This window comes from Selenomonadales bacterium 4137-cl (genome assembly GCA_032334055.1).
GTDB classification, from domain to species: domain Bacteria; phylum Bacillota; class Negativicutes; order Sporomusales; family UBA7701; genus Anaeroselena; species Anaeroselena agilis.
Genome location: JAUOZS010000001.1, coordinates 1326224 through 1349622, shown reverse-complemented (window position 1 = coordinate 1349622; position 23399 = coordinate 1326224). Strand labels below are relative to the sequence as shown.

General features: G+C 57.9%; 19 protein-coding genes. 4 read left to right on the top strand and 15 right to left on the bottom strand.

Annotated features, from left to right (window positions below; genetic code table 11):
• Positions 1-113 precede the first annotated feature (113 nt).
• A complete protein-coding gene (locus Q4T40_07050; protein ID MDT8900988.1) occupies positions 114-2243 on the top strand; it encodes a penicillin-binding protein 1A in 2130 nt (709 codons plus the stop codon).
• An 888-nt stretch (positions 2244-3131) separates the two neighbouring features.
• Here the strand turns inward: Q4T40_07050 and Q4T40_07045 are convergent.
• Positions 3132-3476 (bottom strand): hypothetical protein, encoded by a 345-nt coding sequence (locus tag Q4T40_07045; GenBank protein MDT8900987.1) that lies wholly within the window; start codon positions 3474-3476, stop codon positions 3132-3134.
• A gap of 135 nt (positions 3477-3611) precedes the next feature.
• Between Q4T40_07045 and Q4T40_07040 the strand changes: the two genes are divergently transcribed.
• The 3 genes from Q4T40_07040 to Q4T40_07030 all read left to right on the top strand — a co-directional run bounded on the left by Q4T40_07040 (position 3612) and on the right by Q4T40_07030 (position 5900).
• Positions 3612-3935, top strand: a complete 324-nt coding sequence (locus Q4T40_07040) for a YbaB/EbfC family nucleoid-associated protein (protein MDT8900986.1) — start codon at positions 3612-3614, stop codon at positions 3933-3935.
• A gap of 12 nt (positions 3936-3947) precedes the next feature.
• Positions 3948-4514, top strand: a complete 567-nt coding sequence (locus tag Q4T40_07035; protein MDT8900985.1) for a hypothetical protein — start codon at positions 3948-3950, stop codon at positions 4512-4514.
• Between the two features lie 201 nt (positions 4515-4715).
• Positions 4716-5900, top strand: coding sequence for a PLP-dependent aminotransferase family protein (locus Q4T40_07030; GenBank protein MDT8900984.1), 1185 nt, complete (start codon positions 4716-4718; stop codon positions 5898-5900).
• Positions 5901-5943: 43 nt separating this feature from the next.
• Here the strand turns inward: Q4T40_07030 and Q4T40_07025 are convergent, their stop codons facing one another.
• The 14 genes from Q4T40_07025 to rplT all read right to left on the bottom strand — a co-directional run bounded on the left by Q4T40_07025 (position 5944) and on the right by rplT (position 23365).
• Positions 5944-6471: a DUF2148 domain-containing protein gene (locus tag Q4T40_07025; GenBank protein ID MDT8900983.1), complete on the bottom strand. Its 528-nt coding sequence runs from the start codon at positions 6469-6471 to the stop codon at positions 5944-5946.
• A gap of 18 nt (positions 6472-6489) precedes the next feature.
• Positions 6490-8856 carry an endonuclease MutS2 gene (locus tag Q4T40_07020; GenBank protein MDT8900982.1) on the bottom strand — a complete coding sequence of 789 codons (2367 nt, stop codon included), beginning with the start codon at positions 8854-8856 and terminating at the stop codon, positions 6490-6492.
• A 45-nt stretch (positions 8857-8901) separates the two neighbouring features.
• Positions 8902-11397, bottom strand: coding sequence for a DUF3656 domain-containing protein (locus Q4T40_07015; protein MDT8900981.1), 2496 nt, complete (start codon positions 11395-11397; stop codon positions 8902-8904).
• The gene (locus Q4T40_07010; protein ID MDT8900980.1) at positions 11390-12307 is read right to left on the bottom strand and encodes an alkaline phosphatase family protein; all 918 of its coding nucleotides are present in this window, start codon (positions 12305-12307) and stop codon (positions 11390-11392) included. The genes Q4T40_07015 and Q4T40_07010 overlap by 8 nt, the downstream gene beginning before the upstream one ends.
• A 59-nt stretch (positions 12308-12366) precedes the next feature.
• Entirely contained in the window at positions 12367-13029 is a 663-nt protein-coding gene (locus Q4T40_07005; protein ID MDT8900979.1) for a DUF421 domain-containing protein, read from the bottom strand.
• A 62-nt stretch (positions 13030-13091) separates the two neighbouring features.
• On the bottom strand, positions 13092-13343 hold the full coding sequence (gene zapA, locus Q4T40_07000) for a cell division protein ZapA (GenBank protein ID MDT8900978.1): 252 nt from the start codon (positions 13341-13343) through the stop codon (positions 13092-13094).
• A 106-nt stretch (positions 13344-13449) separates the two neighbouring features.
• Positions 13450-14850, bottom strand: a complete 1401-nt coding sequence (locus Q4T40_06995; protein MDT8900977.1) for an amino acid permease — start codon at positions 14848-14850, stop codon at positions 13450-13452.
• A 165-nt stretch (positions 14851-15015) separates the two neighbouring features.
• On the bottom strand, positions 15016-17445 hold the full coding sequence (pheT, locus tag Q4T40_06990) for a phenylalanine--tRNA ligase subunit beta (protein ID MDT8900976.1): 2430 nt from the start codon (positions 17443-17445) through the stop codon (positions 15016-15018).
• A 12-nt stretch (positions 17446-17457) separates the two neighbouring features.
• Positions 17458-18480, bottom strand: coding sequence for a phenylalanine--tRNA ligase subunit alpha (pheS, locus tag Q4T40_06985; GenBank protein MDT8900975.1), 1023 nt, complete (start codon positions 18478-18480; stop codon positions 17458-17460).
• A 432-nt stretch (positions 18481-18912) separates the two neighbouring features.
• On the bottom strand, positions 18913-19725 hold the full coding sequence (locus Q4T40_06980) for an RNA methyltransferase (GenBank protein MDT8900974.1): 813 nt from the start codon (positions 19723-19725) through the stop codon (positions 18913-18915).
• A complete protein-coding gene (locus Q4T40_06975) occupies positions 19722-20387 on the bottom strand; it encodes a TrkA family potassium uptake protein (protein MDT8900973.1) in 666 nt (221 codons plus the stop codon). Before Q4T40_06975 ends, Q4T40_06980 begins: the two co-directional genes overlap by 4 nt.
• Before the next feature lie 12 nt (positions 20388-20399).
• A complete protein-coding gene (locus Q4T40_06970) occupies positions 20400-21761 on the bottom strand; it encodes a TrkH family potassium uptake protein (GenBank protein ID MDT8900972.1) in 1362 nt (453 codons plus the stop codon).
• 171 nt (positions 21762-21932) lie between these two features.
• Complete coding sequence (locus Q4T40_06965) at positions 21933-22781, bottom strand: class II fructose-bisphosphate aldolase family protein (GenBank protein MDT8900971.1); 849 nt, start codon at positions 22779-22781, stop codon at positions 21933-21935.
• Positions 22782-23008: 227 nt separating this feature from the next.
• On the bottom strand, positions 23009-23365 hold the full coding sequence (rplT, locus tag Q4T40_06960; protein ID MDT8900970.1) for a 50S ribosomal protein L20: 357 nt from the start codon (positions 23363-23365) through the stop codon (positions 23009-23011).
• Positions 23366-23399: the final 34 nt, after the last annotated feature.

Sequence of the window (23399 nt, the reverse complement as noted above, 5' to 3'; positions counted from 1 at the left end):
TTCTTCAAGGCGCATTATAGCATATATGCGGCGAAATTGCAAATTAGCCGGGACTGGACTGATCGCGCCGTTATGGTATAATAGTTAGGAAATCGCCGGATAAGGAGGTCTCCATGAGCACCGACTCCAGCCATAAAGCAGGAAATAGCCGCCGCTCCACGGGCCGGTGGCTGACCGTCGCCGCCATTGCAATTATTGTTTTTATCGTTATGATCACCGGCGCCGGCCTCGGGTTCCTGACAGCAAGCATCCATACAATGCCCAGCCTCAACGGCGAGATCCGCCCGGCCGCCTCTTCCCAGATATTCGATATCAATGGCCGGCTTATCACCACTATTCATTCGGTGGAAAACCGGCTCCCCGTTCCGTTGAGCAAGATGCCCAAAGACTTGCAGAACGCCTTCGTCGCCACCGAGGACGCCCGCTTTTACCAGCATATCGGCGTAGACCCCCGGGCCATCCTCAGGGCAGTTTTCGCCAATATCGTCGGCGGCGGGGTTTCGGAAGGCGGCAGCACGATTACCCAGCAGTTGGCGAGAAACGCCCTGCTCTCCCAGGAACAGACTCTTAAACGCAAGATTCAGGAAGCTGTGCTGGCGGTTCAGATCGAACGCCAGTATACCAAGGCGGAGATTCTCGAACTGTACCTGAATCAGATTTATTTCGGCCAGGGAGCCTACGGGGTCCAGGCAGCGGCCTGGGTTTATTTCGGCAAGAATGTGGAAAATCTCAATTTGGCTGAATGCGCTTTGCTTGCCGGCATTCCCAAGAGCCCGAACTATTATTCGCCGCTCAACAATCTCAAGGCGGCGAAAGAGCGACAAAGCGTCGTTCTCGATCAGATGGTAAAATACAATTACGTTTCCCGCGATACGGCAAACAAGGCCAAGTCGGCTGAACTTAAACTCGCGTCGCGATCCCCCGGCAGCGGCGGCCAGGCATCGTATTTCGTCGATTACGTCACACAGTTGCTTATCGATAAGTACGGCGCTGATGCCGTATACAAGGACGGCCTGAAGGTTTATACTTCCCTCGATCTTAGTATGCAGCAGGCGGCGGAAAAGGCGATGGGCAAACTGCCGACCTACCGCACCGACGCCAAAGGCAACAAAGAGCCGCAGGGCGCTCTTGTAGCCATCGATCCGCGTAACGGTCAGATCAAGGCGATGGTGGGAGGCCGCGGCACCGATCAGTTTAACCGCGCTGTGTTGGCCGAACGCCAGCCAGGATCGGCTTTCAAGCCGTTCGTTTACCTGGCCGCAATCGAGAGCGGAATGACGCCGGCGACCATTGTCGAGGACAAACCGGTAACATTCGGCAATTATTCGCCGACCAATTACGACCATAGGTTCCGTGGCCGGGTAACGTTGCGCACGGCGCTCGAAAATTCACTCAACGTAGTCGCGGTTAAACTCGCCCACCAGGTGGGACCCGAAAAACCGCTCTATTATGCCCAGCAAATGGGGATTACTACGTTGGTTACCCGCGGGCCGGTAAACGATGTAAACCTGGCGATGGCTCTCGGCGGCCTGACACGGGGCGTCACTCCTCTGGAACTCGCCAGCGCATACGGCGTACTGGCCAACGGCGGGGTGAGGGTCGAACCGACGGCCATTCTCAGGGTGGTGGACAGGGCCGGCCGAGTACTGGACCAGCATCGCCCGCAGGCGAAGGCGGTCGTTAATGAACGGAGCGCCTATCTTTTGACCGATATGATGCGAGGCGTCATTACCCGCGGCACAGGCGGAGGCGCCAATATCGGCAGGCCGGCGGCTGGCAAAACCGGAACGACGAGCGATTACAAGGATGCCTGGTTTGTCGGTTTCACCCCGGACATCGTCGCGGCCGTCTGGATGGGCTTCGATACTCCGGAGTATTTGAACGGCGTTACCGGTGGCGATATTCCCGCGACGATATGGCATGACTTTATGATGGCCGCTCTTGAAAAAAAACCGGTGAGCGATTTCGCGCGGCCAAGCGGGATCGTGTCTGCATCCGTCTCCCCCAAGGATGGCAGCCTGGCCGATCCGAAGAACAAAGATGCCCAAAGCGAAATATTTATCGAAGGCACGCAACCTAAACCCAGGAAACCGGCTCCGGAAAATATAAGCGAAGATAAACCCGCTCCGGCGGACGGCGGACGGACTCTGCCCCCGCCGCCCGCCGCCAACAAACCCGCCGTCCCCGCTCCGCCCGTCCAGCCCGCCGCACCGGTGAAACCGGAGCTGCGGCATAAGAATTAAAGCAAAAACACGCGCACATCGCGCGTGTTTTTTTTGCCGACGGCAGCATATAGATTATTAAAACCCGGCTGCATTCCTCCTGAAAGAGCCAAACGATAGGAACACGCGCCGGCGTGTTCCTGTGGTAAGTATGTTGTTAGATGGTGTTGCTGAAGTCATCCTCTAAGAAGAACAGGAGCAGGATGATTATGATGATGATCACCACGACTCCACTGCCACCGCCGCAGCCGCCGAAAAATCCGCGACCCATTCAAACTCCTCCTTCCTCGTCTACTGTCAGGTTAATATGGAACCTCTTTTAGTCTAATATATGGCGTTTGCTGTTCATCGGTAACCCTGCCGAGAAAATTTAGGAACACGCTGACCCGCGTGTTCCTTTATGGGGAAATATTTAGGCTAGATGGTGGTTACATCATCCTCCAAGAACAACAGGAGCAGGATGATTATGATGATTATGATCACAATCGACCCGCTGCCGCCGCCGCAGCATCCAAAGTTACGACCCATGATCAATCCTCCCTCCTAGTTATCGGGTCAGGTCTATTACTGTGGTCCCTTCAGTTTAGTATATGGATTTCGCCTAATGGCGGTTACCGCAGCGGCAAAATAATAGGAACACGCTGGCGCGTGTTCCTGGGCCGGTAAGTATGGTTCAGATGCTGACGCTTTCGTCATCGAAGAAGAACAGGAGCAGGATGATGATGATAATAATCACAACAAATGTACTGTTGCCGCCACCGCAAAAGCCTCTAGCCATTCGTTCTTTCCCCCTTAGCATGTCGTTATTAAGGGCGGCGCCAGGGAAGTGGGTTCAGTACCTTCAGGTACCGGCCGCCCTTCTACTTCAATATATGGATTTGAATTCGAAAGTGTTACCCATGTGTCGATTTAGCCGTCTCCCGGTTTTACCAGGCGCCTGATCTGCCTGGGCGCCTCCGCCGCCGTTTTGAGGGATTGGGTGGCGTTGGTGAGTACTCCGGTTATGTTGCGGAGAGTCTCGATCGATGAGGACATTGTGTCGATGCGCCGGTCCATGGAAACATTGTTCTGGGTAAGCCCCAGCAGCACAACCATGCACTGATAGCCGAAGTCGGGATTGCTGACGATCCTTTTGAGCATTCTCAAGGGTTTGTTTTTTGAAACCGGCTTTGCCAGTTTCACCGCGTCGTCTCCCTCGACGTCCCGCGGAGGCTGAACCGTCCTGTTTCGTTTATCTTTTCGCTGGCCGCGCATTGTTTACTCCTCCCGCAGCGTTTTTTTCTAGTTTAATATATGTCGGGCGCAGGCGAACGGTCCCGCAAATTTCGTGGACACACACATGACGGCGGACAACGCATAAGCTAGGTTAGAGTTTTGTGGAGGTGAAAGATGGTGTGGGAGCAGTTTGGCAATGTCATGGAAATGGTGAAAAAGGTTCAGCAAAATGTCAGCCAGGCGGAGGAACAGCTCAAGTCCGAACGGATCGAAGTATCGAGCGGTGATGTGGTCAAGGTGGTGGTTAACGGCCAACAGACGATTTTGGCCATCGAACTTAACGGAAAATATCTGGAAGCCGATAACACCGTTTTACTTCAGGATTTACTTGTGGCCACGATCAACAGCGCTTTGGCCAAGTCCCGGGAGATGCATCAAGCCGCGATGGGCAAGTTAGCCGGCGACCTTAACCTGCCGAGCATTCCCGGGTTGTTTTAAGGAGGAGTTTTTATGGCCAACGAACCGGTAGAAAGGCCCGGCTCTCTGCTGCAATCAGTGGCGCGGATGATCGACGCGGCCGTTAACGACGGCGCGGGCTACGAGTCTCTCATACCCGTTTTGTCGTTGATCTGCCTGGTATCGATCCTCGGCCACGGTCAGCAGCGTGCCGCGCAGGCGAGCCCCGCGCCTGGCGCCAATGCCAATCCATTGCATAAACTGCTCGGCGATCTTACCAAGGGGGAGGGCGGCGGTCTTGGGCCGGAAGCGCTGGTCTCCCTCCTGCCGCTTCTAAACAGCCCTCAGGTGAAGTCGAAACTTAATCCTGCCACGATTGGCACAATCATGGGGTTGCTCAACAATATGGGCGATAAGGGCGAACAGTCCAAACAGGAGTCCGCCAAGCAGGATAAAACCGCCGACAAGGGCGATAAGGGCGAGGAAAAGCGAGTCGTACCCCCTACCGCCGCTACGATGACTTCCACCGAAGCGCCGGACGACCGCCAGATCCCCCCTGAAACTGGCGAGGGCGATAAGAAGGGACCGGGAAGGTATTTAAACTGGAAAAGCACTTTTTGAACCGGGCGGGAAGGTGTGGGCTAGCTCCACATCTTTTTTCCTTTTCCCGTAAAAATGGGTTTTGAATATTGGATATTGCCAATGCGCCTAATATGTCAACAATATCCAATAATGTATTACTATTAGAGAATTGGATATTTACGATGCTCTCGCGGTAGAGTACCATATGTATAATAATAAGCCGTGAGAGGATGAGGTTATATGGGAGTGGCTTTTGCCTCCAGGGTGGAGCTTCTGAAAGCGTCCGAGATTCGCGAGATTCTCAAAATCACAGTCAGGCCGGAGGTTATTTCCTTTGCGGGTGGCTTGCCCGCCCCGGAGGTGTTTCCTGTCGAGGAGCTTAAACAGGCGGCAATTCGGGTGCTCGACGAGTCAGGCAGCCAGGCGCTGCAATATTCGACTACCGAAGGGTACGAACCGCTACGCCGGCATATTTCGCGAAGAATCGAGGCTAAATTCGCCGTAAAGACCGCTCCTGAGAATATTCTCATTACGAGCGGTTCGCAGCAGGCGCTTGATTTTGTCGGTAAACTTTTTCTGGACGCCGGCGACGTTGTGCTGTGCGAGAGTCCTACTTACCTGGCCGCCATAAGCGCCTTCCGCACCTATCTGCCAAAATTTATCGAGGTGCCAACCGACGACGACGGGATGGTTATCGAGGAGTTGGCGAAGATTCTTCGTTCGACCGGGCGAGTAAAGCTGATTTATGTTATTCCCGATTTTCAAAATCCCACTGGCAGAACCTGGTCTGTGGAACGACGGCGACAATTCGCCGAACTGATTCAGGAGTTCGAGATACCGGTTGTCGAAGATAACCCTTACGGAGAGTTGCGTTTCGAAGGCGTAATACCGCCGTCGATTAAGTCTTTCGATGCTAAAGGTCTGGTAATCTTCGTCAGCACTTTCTCGAAAATTTTCTGCCCGGGAATGAGGATTGGCTGGATTGCGGCGGCGGAAAACTTTTTCGAGAAGCTTGTTCTTATCAAGCAAGGGGCCGACCTGCATACGTCTTCAATAAGCCAGCAGGAGATCGCAAAATATTTGGAGCTGTTCGATATCGACGCCCACGTTCAAAAGATTATCGAGGTTTACCGCCGCCGCCGCGATGCAATGCTAGGGTCCATTGACGCCCTTTTCCCGGCTGACGTAAGGCACACTTATCCTCAGGGCGGCTTGTTCACCTGGGTGGAATTGCCGGCTGGCTACAAATCGGTCGAGCTGCTAAAAAGGTGCCTTGAACGCAACGTGGCTTTCGTACCTGGTGATCCTTTCTTCCCAAACAATCAGATAGATAACACGCTGAGGCTCAACTTTTCCAACATGCCGGAGGAACGGATCTGCGAAGGGATCGGGCGAATGGCTCAGGTTATCAAGGAGTATAAATAAGAGCGAGGTGTGGATCGATCCACACCTCGCTCTTATTTAGCCGTTATCGGTCGAAGAAGGGGCTCTTCCCCGATATGCTCAGCGGTATTCCGTAGGCGATTGTGACGTCTTCCGGGAAAAGGCCGAGGTTAAGGGCGGCTTTGCCGGCGGAGAACATAACCCGGTTGTCGATGTGATGGAGAGCGGCGATGGAGACCGCCGAGCCTATGGCGATGCCAAGATCGCCGATGCTTATGGCGCACAGACCGTCGTGCTGCGCACACCCGGCGCAGTTGCCGTAGCCGCAATAGCCGCAGGGAGCAACCCCCAACGGTTTTGCTTTTTGCCCGAGAAGGATGACCGCGACCGCTTTGTCGAGGCAGCCTGCGTCCCGTTCGAAGAACTGCGCTCCGCTGCTTTTAGCGATTTTCCTCATTTCCTCGGCCAATTGGTCCTTTTCCCGCGCCTTAACCATCATGACAACGAGGTTGTCGACACCCTTAGCTTTTGGGGCGGTACGAGCAGCCACGCACATGAGGTCGGCGATCAGTTCGCCGGCGCGCTCTTCGATTTCCTGGCTCCTGGTTATCATTCCTCTCCCCCATTCCGGTTACTTCAGTTTCGCGACCGTAACACCGTCGCCGCCCTCGCCGATTTCACCGATGCGGCTTTCTCTCACGGCCCGGTGTGCCTTGAGGTAGGCTCTGACGCCCTTTTTGAGCGCCCCAGTGCCTTTGCCGTGAATGACGATGATTTCGCCGAGTCCGGCAAGGATGGCGTCGTCGATATATTTGTCCAGAATAGCTTCCGCTTCCTCCACCGTCTGGCCGCGGATATCGATTTCGCGGGTTGCCTGCTGGACCTTGGCGATATCGACCCCGCTACGCCCGCGGCTCTCCTTCTGGGTGGGTGCCGTTTCAGCCAGCCGGCAGCTTGCCAGCGGCACGTTGAGCTTCATTATGCCCAGCTGAACGGTGACTTCATCGCCGGCAACGGCTAAGACTGTGCCTTTTTGCCCAAGGGTGCTCACGTATACTTTCGCCCCAGGCACAAGGGAATCCGCGGTGGCAGGCGTGCCCAGATCATGCTCGCCGTCCTCGTCGCCGAGGGCCCTCACCGCGCTAAGTCCGGATGCGAGCCGGCGGCGGGCCCCGTCGATGGCCTGCTGTCGTTCCCTCATGGTTTCCGAAGCGAATTGGGCTTTAAGTTCGGCGATTACTGCTTCTGCTTCCAATCTGGCCTGCCGCAGCACCCGTTCGGCTTCGGCCTGAGCCTTGTCGATAAGCTGCTTCTTTTTGTCCGCCAGCGCTGCTTTCTCTTTTGCCAGGCTCCTGCTCAGTTCTTCACCTTCGCGCTGCAGAAGGCGGACCTCTTCCTGGCGCTCGGCGAACAGGCGTTTTTGTTCTTCGAGATCGGTAAGAACTTTGTCGAACTCGGCGTAGTCCTCATCGATGAGTTCTTGGGCCCGGGCGACGATGGCGGCGTCCAGTCCGAGGCGCTGGGAGATTAAAAACGCCTTGCTGCTGCCCGGGGTGCCGATCTGTAGTCGGTAGGTGGGCCTCAGGGTCTGTATGTCAAATTCTACGCTGGCGTTTTCGATTCCATGTCTGGCGTAGGCAAAGGTTTTCAGTTCGCTGTAGTGGGTGGTGGCGATGACGCGGGTGCCGCGGCGATGAAGGTGTTCGAGAATGGACATGGCCAGGGCGGCCCCTTCGTCCGGGTCTGTTCCGGCGCCGATTTCATCGATTAGCACAAGATCATCGGCGTCGACAAGGCCAAGGATGCGGACGAGGTTGGTCATATGGGCGGAAAAGGTGCTGAGGCTTTGTTCGATGCTCTGCTCGTCGCCGATGTCGGCGTAGACGTTGGCGAATACTGGCATCTCGGACTGCGAGGCGGCCGGAATGAAGAGGCCGGCCTGGGTCATGAGAGCGAAAAGCCCGACCGTTTTGAGGGTTACGGTTTTTCCGCCGGTGTTGGGGCCGGTAATGACGAGCACCCGGAAAGCCTTGCCGACATACACGTCGATGGGGACGACGATCTCTGCGGGTATAAGCGGATGGCGGGCACGGCGGAGATTGACGTAGCCCGCGGTGTTTAGTGCCGGGCGGACGGCTTGCATATTTAGGGCGAGGCGGGCCTTGGCGAACGCGAAGTCGATCCGGCCGAGGGCCCGGCAGGTTTCGAGCAGCGGTTCGGCGACGGCGGCAACCTGGGCCGTGAGGTAACGCAGGATGCGCTCGACCTCGTTGACTTCGGCAGCCATGAGCTGTTTGAGGTCGTTGTTGAGGTTGACGACGCTCATCGGCTCGATGAAAACAGTTGCGCCGCTGGCGGACTGGTCGTGTACTATGCCGGGGAAGGCGTGCCGGTACTCCTGCTTGACCGGGATTACGTAACGGTCGCCGCGGATGGTTACGATCGCGTCCTGGAGCAGCTTCTGGAATTCGCCGGAATGGACGATATGATCGAGTTTTTCTTTAACCCGGCTTTGCGTTATGCGGATTTCCCGACGGATGCGGCCGAGTTCGGGGCTGGCGCTGTCGAGGACGGCGCCCTGATCGGTGACAGTGTCTTCGATGGCGTTTTCGAGGCCGCGGAAGGCGCCAATCGCCGCCGCCGTTTCCTCCAGGCGGGGAGCCGGGTTGGTAAGGTCGGCGAAGAATTGCTTCATGCGGCGGGCGGCGTACAGGGTGCCGGCGATCGCCACGAAGTCGGGCGGTTCGAGGCTGGAGCCCCGCTCAGCCCTGTAAAGCAGTTCGCGGATGTCGCGAATGCCGCCGAGGGGCACTACGGCGGCGGCAGCCAGGAGGTCGAACGCTTCCTGGGTCTCGTCGAGCCGCCATTGCACTTCGGCGGCGTCACTGACCGGCACGAGGCTCTCCGCCACCTCCCGCCCCATGACCGAGCCGGCGGCCGCGGCCAGCATGGCGCGAATTTTATGAAATTCAAGTGTCGTCAGAACGGATGAATCCATCGGCTTTTTCTCCTCTATCGTCCTGGGTTCTCTGTTTATAGCGGGTTATAGCACTCCCCTGAAATAGTGTCCACGGGTAATATCCTGGTGTTCCACCGCCTTTATGCCGTCGCCGGCCAGCAGGGGATGGTCCTCGCCCCGGTCCAGCAGTTCGCGGTACAGGCGGGTCGTCCTGGCCAGGTCGTCGGCCGCGGACGCCTTGCCTTCGATACGGAGACGGGCCACGCCGGAGCGGGCCAGGCGGGGCACATGGGGCAGCATGCTGAGTTCTTTGGCATTGAGAATATGCATGCGGCAAAACTGATCGCCGGCAACGGGGAAAGTCTCGCCCAGCCTGTCTTTGAGCAGGTAGCGGCCTTTCAGGCAGGGCTTCGTGCAGACGCCTGCGTGGAGGCCGCCGAGGTAGCTACCCATGACGCAGTATTCAGAAATCATGAGGGTGAGACGGCCGTGGACGATACATTCGATGGCGATATTCGGCTCGGCGGCAAGTTCCTCGACTTGCCCGAAGGTGAGTTCGGGGGAAAGGGTGAGGCTGGCGAGCCCCTTCGCGGCAAAGACGCGGAGGGCGGCGCTGTTGTATATGTTGAGCGGCCAGTCGGCATGGACGGCGAGACCATTGTCCCGGCTCAGGCGGTGGAGAGTGCCCAGATTGGCGGCGGCTACGGCGTCGGGAGCGAGGCTCCGGAAGAGGTCCAGGTCGGCTTCCAATGCAGGCCACTGCCAGTCCTGGACTATGCGGGGCGTGCTCAAGATGACGGCGAGACCGCGTTCACGGGCCATTGCCACCACACGTCGGTAATCGTCGGGAGTGGGCGCCCGGCCGGCAAAGCTTTCGCCGCCGAACATGATTATGTCCGCGCCGCTAGCGGCGGCGGCGGCGGCCTTATCAACGGTGTCGGTGTTGACTGTCAGGGCCGGTTTGCGGGCGTGGTCGCGCCGCGGGCCGGGAAGGAAAATGGCGAGATCGGGGGCCTTCGCCGACAATGACGGTCGGGAATAACGGGCGAGGCGCGCGGCTTCCAGTTCCTCGACAGCCTGGCGTCGCGCTTCGTTGAGTTCGCTGAGCGGAACCATGACTTCGCCCTCAATGCGGCTGTCGAGGCGGCGGAGGGCGAAAACAGTCGTGCCCAGACGCCCGATCTGGGCGGCGAGCGTTTCTTCGGTAAGGGGCCGTTTGACGGCTTTTTCCGCCAGGAAAGAAGTCCGGCCGCTCCCGCTGTTGCCGTCGTCGTCGGTGAGCGTTACCGTCAGCGGCCGCCCCTCCCCCGCCTCCGCAACGGCGTCGACCGGCACGCGGCGCAATATACCGCCGCCGAACGCGGCGCGCGCTTTTTCCATGAGGGCGGCATCGAACGTTTTGAAAACGCGGTCGCCGGGCCGGACTGCCCCATCCACGGGGATGGAGGCGACAGCCAAAGGCGGCGCGACGGCGACCGGGCGCCCGTCGACGTTTATGCTTGTTACTGTGGCGCTCGACCGGCCGCCGACTTTAACCCAAAACTCGACTATGTCGCCGACTGCGAGCGGTTCGTCGAGTTTGATCTGCGCCGTCTTATTGCGCGGATCGTAGCCGATGACGCGACCGATCCGGACGCCGCGGTTGTTGGGGCGGCGGTCGCTCATTATTTCCCGCCCCTGTTTGCCAAACAGGTAGGCGGAGGTAAAGCCGCGGTTGAATGTCTGCGCCATATTCTTCTGGTCCTGGTCGGGAACGGCGAAGCCGCTCCTGTCGGCGAGGCAGGCGTCGATGGCCCTGCGGTAGCTGTCGACGACGACGGCGACGTACTCGGCCCGCTTCATGCGGCCCTCGATTTTGAAGGAGACCACCCCGGCATCGATGAGGTCGGGTATATGCTCGATGGTATTGAAGTCTTTAGGGCTCAGGAGATATTCCCCGGCGTCCCGGCCGGCGAGCGCGTCCCTTCCCCCCGCGTCGACGAGGTTGTAGGGCAGGCGGCACGGCTGGGCGCAACGCCCGCGATTGCCGCTGCGGCCGCCGATCATGCTGGACATCAAGCATTGGCCGGAGTAGGAGATGCAGAGGGCGCCGTGGATAAAGGTTTCGATTTCGACGGGAGCGTGCGCGCATATATGGCGGATGGCGTCCAGGGAAAGTTCCCGCGCCAGTACGACGCGGCTTATCCCCAAACCGGCGAGGGCTTCGACCCCGGCCAGGTTGTGTACCGTCATCTGGGTGCTGGCGTGCAGGGGCAGGCCGGGAACGACGCGACGGGCCACGGCGACCACGCCGATATCCTGGACGATGGCGGCGTCTACGCCGATTTCGTACAGGTGGCGCAAATAATCGGCGAGAGCCGGAATTTCGCTGTTGTCGACGAGGGTATTGACGGTCACGTATACGGCGACACCCATGAGATGAGCGGTTCGCACCGTCGCGGCCAGTTCCTCGTCGCTGAAGTTGGCGGCATACGCGCGGGCGCCGAACTGCCGCCCGCCAAGATAGACGGCGTCGGCACCGCTGCTCAGGGCGGCGGCGAAAGCTTCGGCGTTGCCGGCGGGGGCGAGAAGTTCAACCATTTACTTCACCTTCTTTTAGGTAGGAGATAATGCCGGGTTTGATGTCGGTGAGGTTGCCGATGCCGACGGCGACCTGCCGGCAATCCGGCCCGAACAGGATGGTGGGTATGGAGTTGAGGGTATGGGTCTTGGTGGTAAAATCCTCGAAGTTGCCGTGGTCACTGGTAATTACCACCAGGATATCCTTGGCCGCCCGATGGACTGCGGCGAGAAAACCGTCAAGAGTGGCGACGATTTTCGCCGCTTCTGTCCAGTCGTGCTTGTGGCCCTGACGATCGGTCTGAAAGTACTCGAACATGGTAAAGTCATGGCGACCGGCAAGGGCCGCTAACCGGAAACCGGCTTCGACGGAGCTGACGGTCGGCACGCCCTCCACTCCAAACTTCGGCAGCATTTCGTTGGTGATGTCCTGGTACACCGCCTCGCCGGCGGCCATGTCGGACAGGGAACGAAGGTCAGCGCCGGCACCAAGGATAGAGAGGGTGGTTACGGAATGACGCCGCTTGCGGCGGGCCACCAGTTCCATGTAGTCGGCGGTGTACATATTGGCCGAGGTCACGCTAAAGCCGGCGGCAGCCAATTCGCCCGGCAGGCCGTGCGCGGCGATTATCTCCGCCAGTGCCGGGCCGGGGAAACCGAGGATATGGCACCCCATCCGCCGCGGCGCGTTAACGCCGGTAAAAATAGCGGTCTGCCCGGTTGCGCTCTGCGGCAGGCCGGGCACTCCCAAGGACGCGTCCGTGGGCACAAGGCATACTTCGTCGCCGAGGACGAGGCCAATGTCTTTAGTAAGCGGTTTACCGAAAAGAGCGCGGAAAAAAGGCGGATCGAAACGGACAAGGGGGTTTGTGTCAGGATCGTTTTCCCCCAATCCAAGGCCGTCAATAAATATGAGCAGAACTCTTCGCATCGCAGAAAAGATTCTCCAATCTTCAGCAGAAAAATAAAAGAAGAAGGGTAGGCCCTTCTTTAGTGGAGCGTCTGCTCCGGGGGTGCGGTTTCCCTTGTCAGGTCACCGGGCGGCCGGCTTTTGACATACTCGGCCAGAACCCTCACGTCGGCAGTCAGTTGTTCTATTTTGGCCCATCCGGTCCCTGCCGGGCTGAGCGGGTTTTCGGAAAGGCTACGGATGAAGTTGTCCAGGTCACGACGGGTTAGCGGCTCCAGTTCGGGCGATTTTATGACCGAAAAGTCGCCGCAGCTTTCGAGACGAGCCAGCTTGATATCTTTGAGGTTGGAAAAGTCCATCCCTTGCTTGTGAAGTTCCTGACGGAGATCGTCGTAATTGAACTGAGTTTTGATCAGATTCTGCTCAAGAATGCGGCCGTTCTCGATAACTTCTACGGGCGTTCCTTCGAACCATTTGCGCAGAAGTTTGTTTTTTAGCGCCAGGCGGGCAAGCAGTTGCTGGAGAACCAGCAGGCCGACAAGACCCTCAACGCCGATAAGCAGGCTTTCGTTTTGAGCCAGGGCAACGTTGGCGACAATATCTCCAATGCCTACCAGGAGTACAAAATCAAAGGGCGAAAGCTGGCCAACGGCGCGGTTGCCCATGATGCGGACGACAATAAGGGCCACGGCAAAGATAGCCGCCATCCTTAACAATATTTGGCCTGGAACCTCGTAATCCATCGCAAATCACTCCCTCCGCTGGTGATATTATTGACCGCGGCTGGGAGTGGTATACGGGCACCCTACTTGTCGTTCAACATCTTAAGCAGTTGCTGGTAGTCGTTTTGGAGGCGCAGATATTCGTCGGTGATGTTGAGCGCCGTCAGGATGGCGACCATGGCCTTGGACATCCGGGGATTTATGAAGGCGGTCTCGCGCATGCGCTCATCGAGAAGGGCGGCGACCTTCATGATGCGTTCCGGCTCGGCGTCGCCCTTGACGGGGTAGTTGTCGCCATATATTTCCACCGTGACTTTGTGCTTCTTCATACCCATGTCATCACCCTGCTTCACGCGACTTCTGTCAATATATATTTCTCCCTCCGCCCTGTTATTTCCTGCCGCATGGAAAAGGCAGCCCAAAGGCCGCCTAATGCACCAGCTATTCGTTGGGCAGTTGATTGCCGTAACGTCCGAGTACGCTGTTGCGGTGACCGTAAACGAAGTAAACGGCAAAGCCGATGGCGGTCCAGATTACGAAACGGACCCATGTTTCATAGGGCAGATTGTACATAAGATACCCGCAGGAGATTACAGCCAGAGGAGCGACAACACCGACTGCCGGGCAGCGAAAAGGACGGGGTATTTCCGGTTTGGTGCGGCGGAGGACAAGCACGCCGACGGCCGAAAGCACGAAGGCGAACAAGGTGCCGATGTTGGTGAGTTCGGCGATGACGCCGATGGGAGTAAAGCCGGCTATGAGGGCGACGGCGATGCCGGCGACGACCGTGATAATGTGTGGGGTACCGTAGGTGGGATGCACGGCGCAGATACCTTTGGGGATGAGCCCGTCGCGGGACATGGCGAAGAAGATGCGGGTCTGGCCGTACATCAGAACGAGCAGCACCGTCGTTATGCCGGCGATGGCCCCTGTGCCGACGAGGGCGGAGCCGAAGTTGTAGCCGATGGCCCTCAAGGCGTAAGCCACGGGCTCGGCGTTGTTGAGCTGCGTGTAGGATACAACGCCGGTAAGGACGGCGGAAACGACGATGTAGAGGATGGTGCAGATGACAAGCGAGCCGATGATGCCGATGGGCAGGTCGCGGTTGGGGTTTTTGCATTCCTCGGCGGTGGTGGCGACAGCGTCGAATCCGATGTAGGCAAAGAAGATCAGGGCCGCACCCGTGGCGACGCCGCCAAACCCGAAGGGCATCAGCGGCGACCAGTTGGCAGGGTTGACTTTCGGGCCGGCCAGGGCGATAAATATGAAAACGGCTGCCAGTTTCACGATGACGAGCACCCTGTTCAAGGACGCGCTTTCTTTGGTGCCGCGCACGAGAAGGAAGCTGAGGAAGATGGAGATGAAGATGGCCGGCAGATTGACGACGCCGCCTTCGGCGGGGACAGCGGTGAGTGCCTTGGGCAACTCGACGCCCGCCGCCTTGAGGAGGCCGGTAACATATCCCGACCAGCCGGCGGCGACAGCGCTTGAGCCGACCGAGTATTCAAGAACGAGATTCCAGCCGACAATCCAGGCGACGATTTCGCCGAGGGCGGCGTAAGAATAGGTGTAAGCGCTGCCGGCAATGGGGACGATGGCCGCTAATTCGGCGTACGCGAGGGCGGCGAAGGCGCACGCGAGCCCGGAAAGGACGAAGGAAAGCATGATCCCCGGACCGGCATGCTGGGCGGCCGCCACCCCGGTGAGCACGAAGATGCCTGTGCCGATTATGCAGCCGATGCCTAAAAGTATGAGGTCGGTCGCCCCCAGGGTCTTTTTTAGTTTTTGCCTGGCGGCCCCTTCTTTAATGGTGCTGATGTCTTTGGTGCGGAATATGTCCAGAAGCTCTCCCCCTCTTTGGCAGTGATTAAGGCAAAAGGATGCCCCCGACAGTAGTATTGCTCAGGCAACGCCGATAATACGGGCCGTGGGCAATATTTCCTACTGGCGGAGACATCTTTCAATGCTGCCTTTATTCTGCTCAAGGAAACCGGGTGAGAGACAAGACTATACCCGCAGCTTCGCCGCCAAGGTTTTTTCCAGATGGGCGACGATGCCGTTGTAGTAGCCGTCGACTTCGTCGTCGGTCAGCGTGCGGTCGGTGGCCTGGAAGGTCAAGGCGAACGCGAGGCTTTTCGCACCAGCCGGCACCTGTTCGCCGGTGTACATGTCAAAAAGACGGATGCCGGCGAGCAATTCGCCGCCGCTGGCGGCGATGGCTTCCGACGCCTGGGCTGCGGTCACGCCTTGGGGAAGAACGACGGCCAGATCGCGGGCGATGGCCGGGAAACGAGGGAGCGGCCGGTAGGCGCCGATGAGAGCGGAGTGTTTGACGAGGCGCGCTACATCAAAATCGAAGACGAACATCTCACGTCCGATGCCGAAGGCGTCGAGGACCTGGGGGTGAACCTCCCCCACCGCTCCCAGGAGTTCGCCGCCTTTTACGAACAGCGCGGTCTTGCCGGGATGCATCGCGTAGTATTCGCCTGCCTGCACTTCGTAACCGGTTACGCCGAGTTTGTCCAGCAGTACTTCAACCGCCCCTTTGGCGTCGTAAAAGTCGACCGTCTCACGCGGCTGGTTCCAGGCGAGGTCGGTCCGTTTGCCGCACAGGGCGCCGCATAGCATCGGCGGCTCGTCTGGCAGTTCCGTCAGCGGAAGATTGTGGGGCCGGTATACAGCGCCAAGTTCGTAAAGTTTCAGGTCGTCGTTCTTGCGGGACAGATTGCCGGCCACCGTTTGCAGGACGCCGCCCATGAGCGTGGTCTTCATGGCCGGGAAGTCATCGGTGATGGGATTGAGAAGCGGGATTACTTTGCGGAGTTCGCTGTCGTCCGGCAGGCCTAGCTTGTCGAATACCGCGGGATGGGTGAAACTGAAGGTGATGATCTCGCTGAAACCGAGACCGGTAAGGATGTCTTTGCTGCGGTCGGCGATCGTCTGGGTGTAGCTCTGGCTTCCGGCCTTGGCGTTGCCGAAGGGGGTGGTGGCCGGAATATTGTCATAACCCCAAATGCGGGCTATTTCCTCGCTGATGTCGGCCGGCCTGCTGACGTCGCCCCGCCAGGTGGGCACGGTGATGAGAAGCTTGTCAGGCTGGGCGTCGACATCGAATTCCAGCCGGCGAAGGATGTCGACCATCTTGGCTGCCGCCAGATCGACGCCGAGACGGGCGTTGATCTGGGCGGGGGTTACGGAAATCTGCCGGGGCAGTTGGATGTCGGGGTAGGTATCGATAATCCCCGGACATACTGTGCAGGCGCCCATTTCCTCTAGCAATTGGGCGGCCCTGTCGAGGGCGCGGATAACGTCGGCGGTGTTGATGCCGCGCTCGAACCGGCTGGATGCTTCCGAGCGCAGGCCAAGCGCTTTGGAGGTGCGCCGGACGCTGGCGCCGTTGAAAGAAGCGGCTTCCAGGAGGACGGTCCGGGTAGCGTTGGTTACTTCTGTGGCCAACCCGCCCATTACGCCGGCGAGACCGACCGCTTGCACTTCATCGGCGATAACGAGCATGTCGGGGTTAAGTTCCCGCTTGACGCCGTCGAGGGTGGTGAGGCGTTCGCCGGGGTTGGCCCGCCTGACGATGATGCGGTGCTTGGCGAGCAGGTTGTAATCGTAAGCGTGCATCGGCTGGCCGAGCTCCATCATGACGAAGTTGGTGACGTCGACGACATTGCTGATCGGCCGCATGCCGGCTGCCTGAACGCGGCGCTGTAGCCAGGCGGGCGAGGGGCCGATCTTGACGTTCTGAAGAATGCGGCCGGCGAAGCGGGCGCACAAGGACGGTTCTTCGATGGTGATGGACGCGAGATCGCTGGCCTTTCCGGCGCTTTCTTCCTTGAGCGTGAGCATGGGCTTTTTGAGAGTTCCCCCGGTCAGCGCAGCCACCTCGCGGGCCAAGCCGAGGGTATTGAAGCAATCGGCCCGGTTGGGGGTCAGTTCGAACTCCAGCACGACGTCGTCGAGGCCCAGGACGGCGAGGGCGTCCTCGCCGGGCTTGGTATCGGCAGGCAGTATATAGATGCCGTCGCGCAGTTCGGGGGGGACTATCTTGGCGTCCATGCCGAGTTCATCGGCCGAACAGAGCATACCCTGGGATTCTATGCCGCGGAAATTAGCGGCGCCGATTTCCAGCCCGCCGGCCAGTTTGGCGCCGGCGAGGGCTACCGGGACGATGTCGCCGCTTTTGAGGTTGGTGGCGCCGGTGACGATGGTCACCTTGGTGTCACCGATGTCCACCTTGCAGACCAGGAGCTTGTCGGCGTTGGGGTGAGCTGTCAGTTCGACGATGCGCCCGGCGACGACCTTCGCCAGGCCTTCGCCGCGAAATTCGATATTTTCCACCGGTATGCCGGCCATGGTCATCATGTCGGCGAGTTTTTCTGGCGTTTCGGAAAAGTCAACATAGTCTTTGAGCCAGTTGATCGAGGTGCGCATGGCGTATCCCCCTTAAAACTGCGCCAGGAAGCGCATGTCGTTATCGTAGAAAAGCCTGAGGTCGTCGATGCCGTACACCAGCATAGCTATACGCTCCACGCCCATTCCGAAGGCAAAGCCGCTGACCTGGTCGGGATCGAAATTGCTCATTTCCAGCACGCGGGGATGGGTCATACCCGAACCGAGGATTTCCAGCCAGCCTGTGCCTTTGCAGGTGCGGCAACCGCGGCCGGCGCACATTACGCAGGAAATGTCGACTTCGGCGCTCGGTTCGGTGAAGGGGAAGAAACTCGGCCTGAAGCGGAGCTTGACGCTGCTGCCGAAGATCTCCTTGGCGAACTGCTCCAGGGTGCCCTTAAGGTCGGCAAAACTGATCCCCTTGTCGATGACAAGTCCCTCGACCTGGTGGAAGACGGGCGAGTGGGTGGCGTCGTAGTCGACCCGGTAAACCTTGCCGGGGGAAATTATCCGCACGGGCGAATTAGGCTGGACGCTTTGCATGGTGCGGGCTTCGACCGGCGAGGTGTGGGTTCTGAGGAGAATGTCCCTGGTGATGTAGAAGGTGTCCTGCATGTCGCGGGCCGGGTGGTCTGGGGGCAGGTTGAGGGCCTCAAAGTTGAAGTAGTCGGTTTCTACTTCCGGCCCTTCGACGATATCGAAACCCATGCGCATAAATACTGATTTTATTCTTTCGAGGGTCAGCGTCAAGGGATGCTTGTGCCCGGATGCGGGCCGCCGACCGGGCAGGGTGACATCAAGCCTGGCGGCGGCGATCTTGCTGGCCAGCTCGACTTTTTTCAGCTCTTCGGCCTTATCATGGATGAGTGATTCCAGTTCGGCCCTTAGCTCGTTGACAAGCTGACCGATCCGCGGCCGTTCGTCTGGACCGAGACTGCCGACGCCGCGCAGGATGGCCGTGAGGCTGCCTTTTTTCCCGAGGTACCTGACGCGGAGGTCGTTAAGAGCTTCGACGCTGCCCGCCTGGGGGATCTCTGCGAAAGCCGCCTGCCGGAGTCCTCTGAGTTGTTGTTCCATACTTACCTCCATTGTTCGTGATTACAAATAAAAAAAGCTTTCGCCCCAAGGGGCGAAAGCTTTGCTTCCGCGGTACCACCCTAATAGTATCCTCGCTTTTCCTGTAACGGGGAAAAACCGTCCGGCCTACGCAAGAGAGCCTCTTCAGCGCGGATGCTCGGGAGTGAACTTCGGCCGTCCGCTTGCGGCGCCGCTCTCAGTCTCTGGCGGCATCCTCCCTGTGGAAACGAACCCGGCGTACTCTCTCCGTCATGGCAGTCACTCTATTGGATCATCAGTCGCTTATAGAGTAAATACGCAGCAATGGAACCGGTGGCTTCGAACATTCTCCAGAAGAAATCGGCGGTCACCAGCAACAGGACCACACCCTCTCTGACGTCATGGAAATTACAGGTCATTGCTAAAACGTATTATAGCATATCAGCCCGGAAATTACAAGGTTGACAGGCGCTGGCGGGCCGCTTCGTAGAGGATCACCGCCGCCGCGGTCGCGACGTTCAGCGATTCGGCCTTGCCGTAAATGGGAACGACAATCCGTTCTGCGGCGCAGGCAAGAAGCTCCGCGCCGACTCCTGCGCCCTCGTTGCCGAATACGATGGCCGCAGGCCCGGACAGGTCGGCGGCGGAGTAGACTGTGGCTCCGGAGAGATCCGTGGCGATCAGGGGAATGCCTGCAGCGGCAAGGAGGCGGATCAATTCCTCGCTGGCCATTCCCGCTACGACCGGCAGGTGAAAAAGCGATCCCATGGTGGCCCGTACTGTTTTTCCGGCGTAGAGGTCCACACAGCCTTTCAGCATCACCACCCCGCTGCAGCCGGCGGCATCGGCGGCGCGAATGACCGTCCCCGCGTTTCCCGGGTCCTGAACGCCGTCCAGAACGGCGATGATCGGCTTAGCCATCCGGGATAAGATGTCGTCAAAAGCGGCGGCGCGCTTAGGGGTAACTAGCATAATCCCTTGCGGCTCCCGGGTATCGGAAATTTTAGCGTATAAATGGTCGGGAACCCGAACCAGCCGGCACTGTCTTTCCTGTAAGACGCCGATCAGTTTGGCCGCACGGGGATCTGCCTCCGCGGCGGCGGTAAAAACACAGGTGTCGACCAACCAGCCGGCGGCAACGGTTTCTTCCGCCAGCCGGACGCCCTCCACAGTAAAAAGGCCTAGTTCGTCGCGATATTTTTTCTGTCGCAAGGAGGCAACCGTTTTCACCAGCTGATTACCAGCGCTGGCGATCGATTCGGTCATTCCAATTCCTCCAGTTTCTGCACGCCATCATTGGTGCCCACGACGATCATGATATCCTTGTCATTGATTTTTTCACTGGGGAGAGGCGGCACGATAATCTGTTCCCCGCGCTTGATGGCAACGACGTTCACGCCATAACGGGCTCTGAGATTGGCTTCGGCCAGGCTGCGCCCAAGAAGGGCCTGCGGAGCCGCAACTTCGACGAGGCTTAGGTTGGGGGACAGTTCAATATAATCGAGGACATTGGCGGAAACAAGGCTGTGCGCGACCCTCATCCCCATATCCCGTTCAGGGTAAATCACTCTGTCGGCGCCTATTTTTTCGAGCATTTTGCCATGTAGTTCGTTGCGGGCTTTGGCGACGATGTGGGGCACGCCGATTTCCTTGAGCAGCAGTGTCGTTAGTACGTTTGCCTGGATATCTTCACCGATGGCGACGACAACGGTGTCGAAATTGCGGATGCCCAATGCTTTCAGCGAGGCTTCGTCAGTGGTGTCCGCCCGTACAACGTGGGTGACCTCGTCGCTGAACTTCTGAACCCGTTCTTCGTCGGAATCGATAGCGAGCACATCATATCCTGCCTTGGAAAGCGATAGGGCGACGCTCGACCCGAATCGCCCCAGGCCGATGATCGCGAACTGTTTTTTGTCCTTCTTGCCCATAGACGGTCACCTCTACCCTATTATTACTTTGCCTTCGGGATATTTGACCATTGCTTTGCGCTGCCTGAGGGCCAGCGCCAGGACGACGGTTATCGGGCCGACCCGGCCGGCGAACATCATTAGCATGATGCACAGTTTTCCGGCGGCGGAAAGTCCGGGTGTAATACCGGTACTTAGCCCGACCGTCCCGAACGCCGATACGACTTCGAAAAGAATGTTGAGGAAGGGGGCTGTCTCGGTGATACTGAGTATCATGGTCACTACAATAACCATCAGCACCGCGATAAATACGAGGGCAAACGCCTTGTATATCGTCGCCCTGGGCACGCTACGCGAAAATATTTCCACATCTTCCCTGCCGCGGATAAGCGCCCAGATGGCGGCGGCAAGAATTCCGGCCGTGGTTGTTTTTATACCGCCGCCGGTGGAGCCGGGGGAGGCGCCGATGAACATCATGGTCACGATGAAGAACAGGGTAGCGTCCTTCATCTCGCCGATCGGCGTAGTGTTAAAGCCCGCGGTGCGGGCCGTCACCGACTGAAAGTAGCTGGCGAGGATTTTTCCGTTCCACGACAAATTGCCGAGTGTTGCCGGGTTATCGAACTCGAATGCGAAAATTACGATAGCGCCTAAAGTGATAAGAAAGGCTGTTACGAGAAGAACAAGCTTGCTGTGAAGTGAGTAGTCGCGAAAATGGCGGCGCTCCCAAACGTCGGCCATGACGCTAAACCCGATTCCCCCGCAAATGATGAGGGCAGAGACGATGAGGTTGACGATCGGGTCGTCTACGTAACTTGTCAGACTGCTGAACTCGCCGAAAAGGTCAAAGCCGGCGTTGCAAAAGGCGGAGACGGCGTGCCAGTAGCCGAAGTAGACGCCCTTGGCGCCATAGTCCTGGTATAAGCGGACCGCCAGTACCGAGCCGGCGACAAATTCGATCAACAGGGTAACCTTGATAATGTAGAGAGTCAGGCGCACTACGCCGGCGACGGTCAACTGGTTCATTGCCTCCTGTATAATGAGCCGTTCGCGGAGGTTGATCCTCTTGCCCATCAGCAGAGCCATAAGAGTGGCCATCGTCATTATGCCGAGCCCGCCCGCCTGAATGAGCACGATTATTACCGTTTGGCCGAATAGCGAGAACCGTGTGCCGGTGTCGACCACAACCAGGCCTGTGACGCAAACGGCCGAAGTCGCCGTGAAAAGCGCATCGATGAACGGGAGCGGTTTTTCAACGGCCGAAGCCCAAGGGGTGGCCAGAAGCACCGCGCCAACGACAATAAGCCCGGCAAAGCCCGCCGCCAGGATCTGATACGGAGTGAGTTTCCACTGGGATATATCAATAAGGTCCGCTACGGTCTCACGCACAGTCATCATTACTTCCTTCTCTTCTCCGGCAATTAATGGAATCCTATTGCGACGGACTTATTATATACTTACATTTTTCCGTTGTCCACCGCGATTTATTAGCGGATTTGCCGGATTTAGCCCACCGGGGAAAAAGGTACACCCGCCGTTGCCCGGCGGGTGTCTGGTTTCTCAATTTTACACCGCTTTGGAAATGCACTCGAAGGCGAGCATGTATTTGCGGACCGAATCTTTGACGCCTTTCTTTACCACCGTCATAAGGTGGATGTAGTTGGCGTTCGGACTTTTGAGTAATTCTGCCTTGAGCGTGTCCGACGCGGCCTGTGACATGTCGGTGGCGATATTAATCTTTGATATGCCGGATACGATGGAATTGCGGTATTCTTCCCGGCTGAGCCGCGATCCGCCATGCATGACCAAGGGCACGTTAACCGCCTGGTTCAGTTCGCTGAGCCGCGAAAAGTTTAGCTTGGGGCTGCCGCGGTAAGCGCCATGATTATTGCCCACCGCCACTGCCAGGGCGTCGATTTTCGTTTTGTCCACGAATTCGGCGGCTATGTCGGGGGTGACGATGTTGTCCTCTTTGATATCCGTTTTACTATCGTTAAAACCAACATAGCCCAGTTCACCCTCGACGGAAATACCGAGAGTATGGGCTATGCGGGTGATATCTTTAGTTCGCTTGAGGTTTTCGGCCAACGGCAGCGCCGATCCGTCGAACATCACGGAAGTGAAGCCCCAGCGGATGGCTTTCAGCACCCCTTCATAGGTGTGGCCGTGATCCAAATGCAAGGCGACGGGCACCGACGCTTTCTGAGCGGCCCGGACCATGGCGGCGCTCAAGGTGTCTACGTCGACGAACTTGAAGAGGCGTTCGGGAATACCGAGGACCAGGGGGGTTTTGAGTTCTTCAGCTACTTCCATTACCGCGCTTAGTGTTTCGAAGTTGAATACGTTGAATCCGCCGACGGCATACTTCCTTTTCCTGGCGTCCTGCAGCAGTTCCCGCATAGTTACCAAGCTCAAGTTAAACTCCTCCCTTACGAATTGCTGAATAAAGGCTGATTGTATTATATGATATTCGCGCTGCCCGATGAAAAAACCTTCGGAATGTTCTAAAAAATTTGCCGAGAAATGTTTGCCCCCATTGTATCCAGTTATCGCCCCAGTTATGCAGCTTTTAGCAGTAACCCGCTGTAAAAAATGTATTATCGATAAAACAAAAACCCCGGACATTGTCCGGGGTCGCGTTGTCACTGCTTGGCAGCTTTGGCGGTATCGACCAGTTTGGTGAATGCGCCGCTGTCGTTGATGGCGAGGTCGGCGAGGATTTTGCGGTTGACCTGGACACCCGCGGTTTTCAGACCGCTCATCAATTGGCTGTAGGAAATGCCGTTGAGGCGGGCGGCGGCGTTGATCCGGGCGATCCAGAGACGGCGAAATTCGCCTTTCTTGGCCCGGCGGTCGCGACGGGCGTAGTAAAGAGCCTTCATTACCGTTTCATTGGCTTTTTTGAAAAGCTTGCTCTTTGATCCCCGATAGCCTTTGGCGAGTTTCAGGATCTTCTTGTGCCTTCTATGTGCAGTCACGCCTTTTTTAACCCGTGGCATGTTTTATACCCCCATTCAAAATCTAAAACTATTA

Coding starts and splice junctions, on each gene's coding strand:
- Q4T40_06975 (MDT8900973.1), bottom strand. CDS start 20,387: ATGGGCAAGAAGGACAAAAAACAGTTCGCGATCATCGGCCTGGGGCGA.
- Q4T40_07040 (MDT8900986.1), top strand. CDS start 3,612: ATGGTGTGGGAGCAGTTTGGCAATGTCATGGAAATGGTGAAAAAGGTT.
- Q4T40_06980 (MDT8900974.1), bottom strand. CDS start 19,725: ATGACCGAATCGATCGCCAGCGCTGGTAATCAGCTGGTGAAAACGGTT.
- Q4T40_07010 (MDT8900980.1), bottom strand. CDS start 12,307: ATGCGAAGAGTTCTGCTCATATTTATTGACGGCCTTGGATTGGGGGAA.
- pheT (MDT8900976.1), bottom strand. CDS start 17,445: ATGCGCACCTCGATCAACTGGCTCAAAGACTATGTTGACTTTTCCGAA.
- rplT (MDT8900970.1), bottom strand. CDS start 23,365: ATGCCACGGGTTAAAAAAGGCGTGACTGCACATAGAAGGCACAAGAAG.
- Q4T40_07025 (MDT8900983.1), bottom strand. CDS start 6,471: ATGATAACCAGGAGCCAGGAAATCGAAGAGCGCGCCGGCGAACTGATC.
- pheS (MDT8900975.1), bottom strand. CDS start 18,480: ATGGAACAACAACTCAGAGGACTCCGGCAGGCGGCTTTCGCAGAGATC.
- zapA (MDT8900978.1), bottom strand. CDS start 13,343: ATGGGTATGAAGAAGCACAAAGTCACGGTGGAAATATATGGCGACAAC.
- Q4T40_07050 (MDT8900988.1), top strand. CDS start 114: ATGAGCACCGACTCCAGCCATAAAGCAGGAAATAGCCGCCGCTCCACG.
- Q4T40_07030 (MDT8900984.1), top strand. CDS start 4,716: ATGGGAGTGGCTTTTGCCTCCAGGGTGGAGCTTCTGAAAGCGTCCGAG.
- Q4T40_07045 (MDT8900987.1), bottom strand. CDS start 3,476: ATGCGCGGCCAGCGAAAAGATAAACGAAACAGGACGGTTCAGCCTCCG.
- Q4T40_07015 (MDT8900981.1), bottom strand. CDS start 11,397: ATGGTTGAACTTCTCGCCCCCGCCGGCAACGCCGAAGCTTTCGCCGCC.
- Q4T40_06970 (MDT8900972.1), bottom strand. CDS start 21,761: ATGACTGTGCGTGAGACCGTAGCGGACCTTATTGATATATCCCAGTGG.
- Q4T40_07020 (MDT8900982.1), bottom strand. CDS start 8,856: ATGGATTCATCCGTTCTGACGACACTTGAATTTCATAAAATTCGCGCC.
- Q4T40_07005 (MDT8900979.1), bottom strand. CDS start 13,029: ATGGATTACGAGGTTCCAGGCCAAATATTGTTAAGGATGGCGGCTATC.
- Q4T40_07035 (MDT8900985.1), top strand. CDS start 3,948: ATGGCCAACGAACCGGTAGAAAGGCCCGGCTCTCTGCTGCAATCAGTG.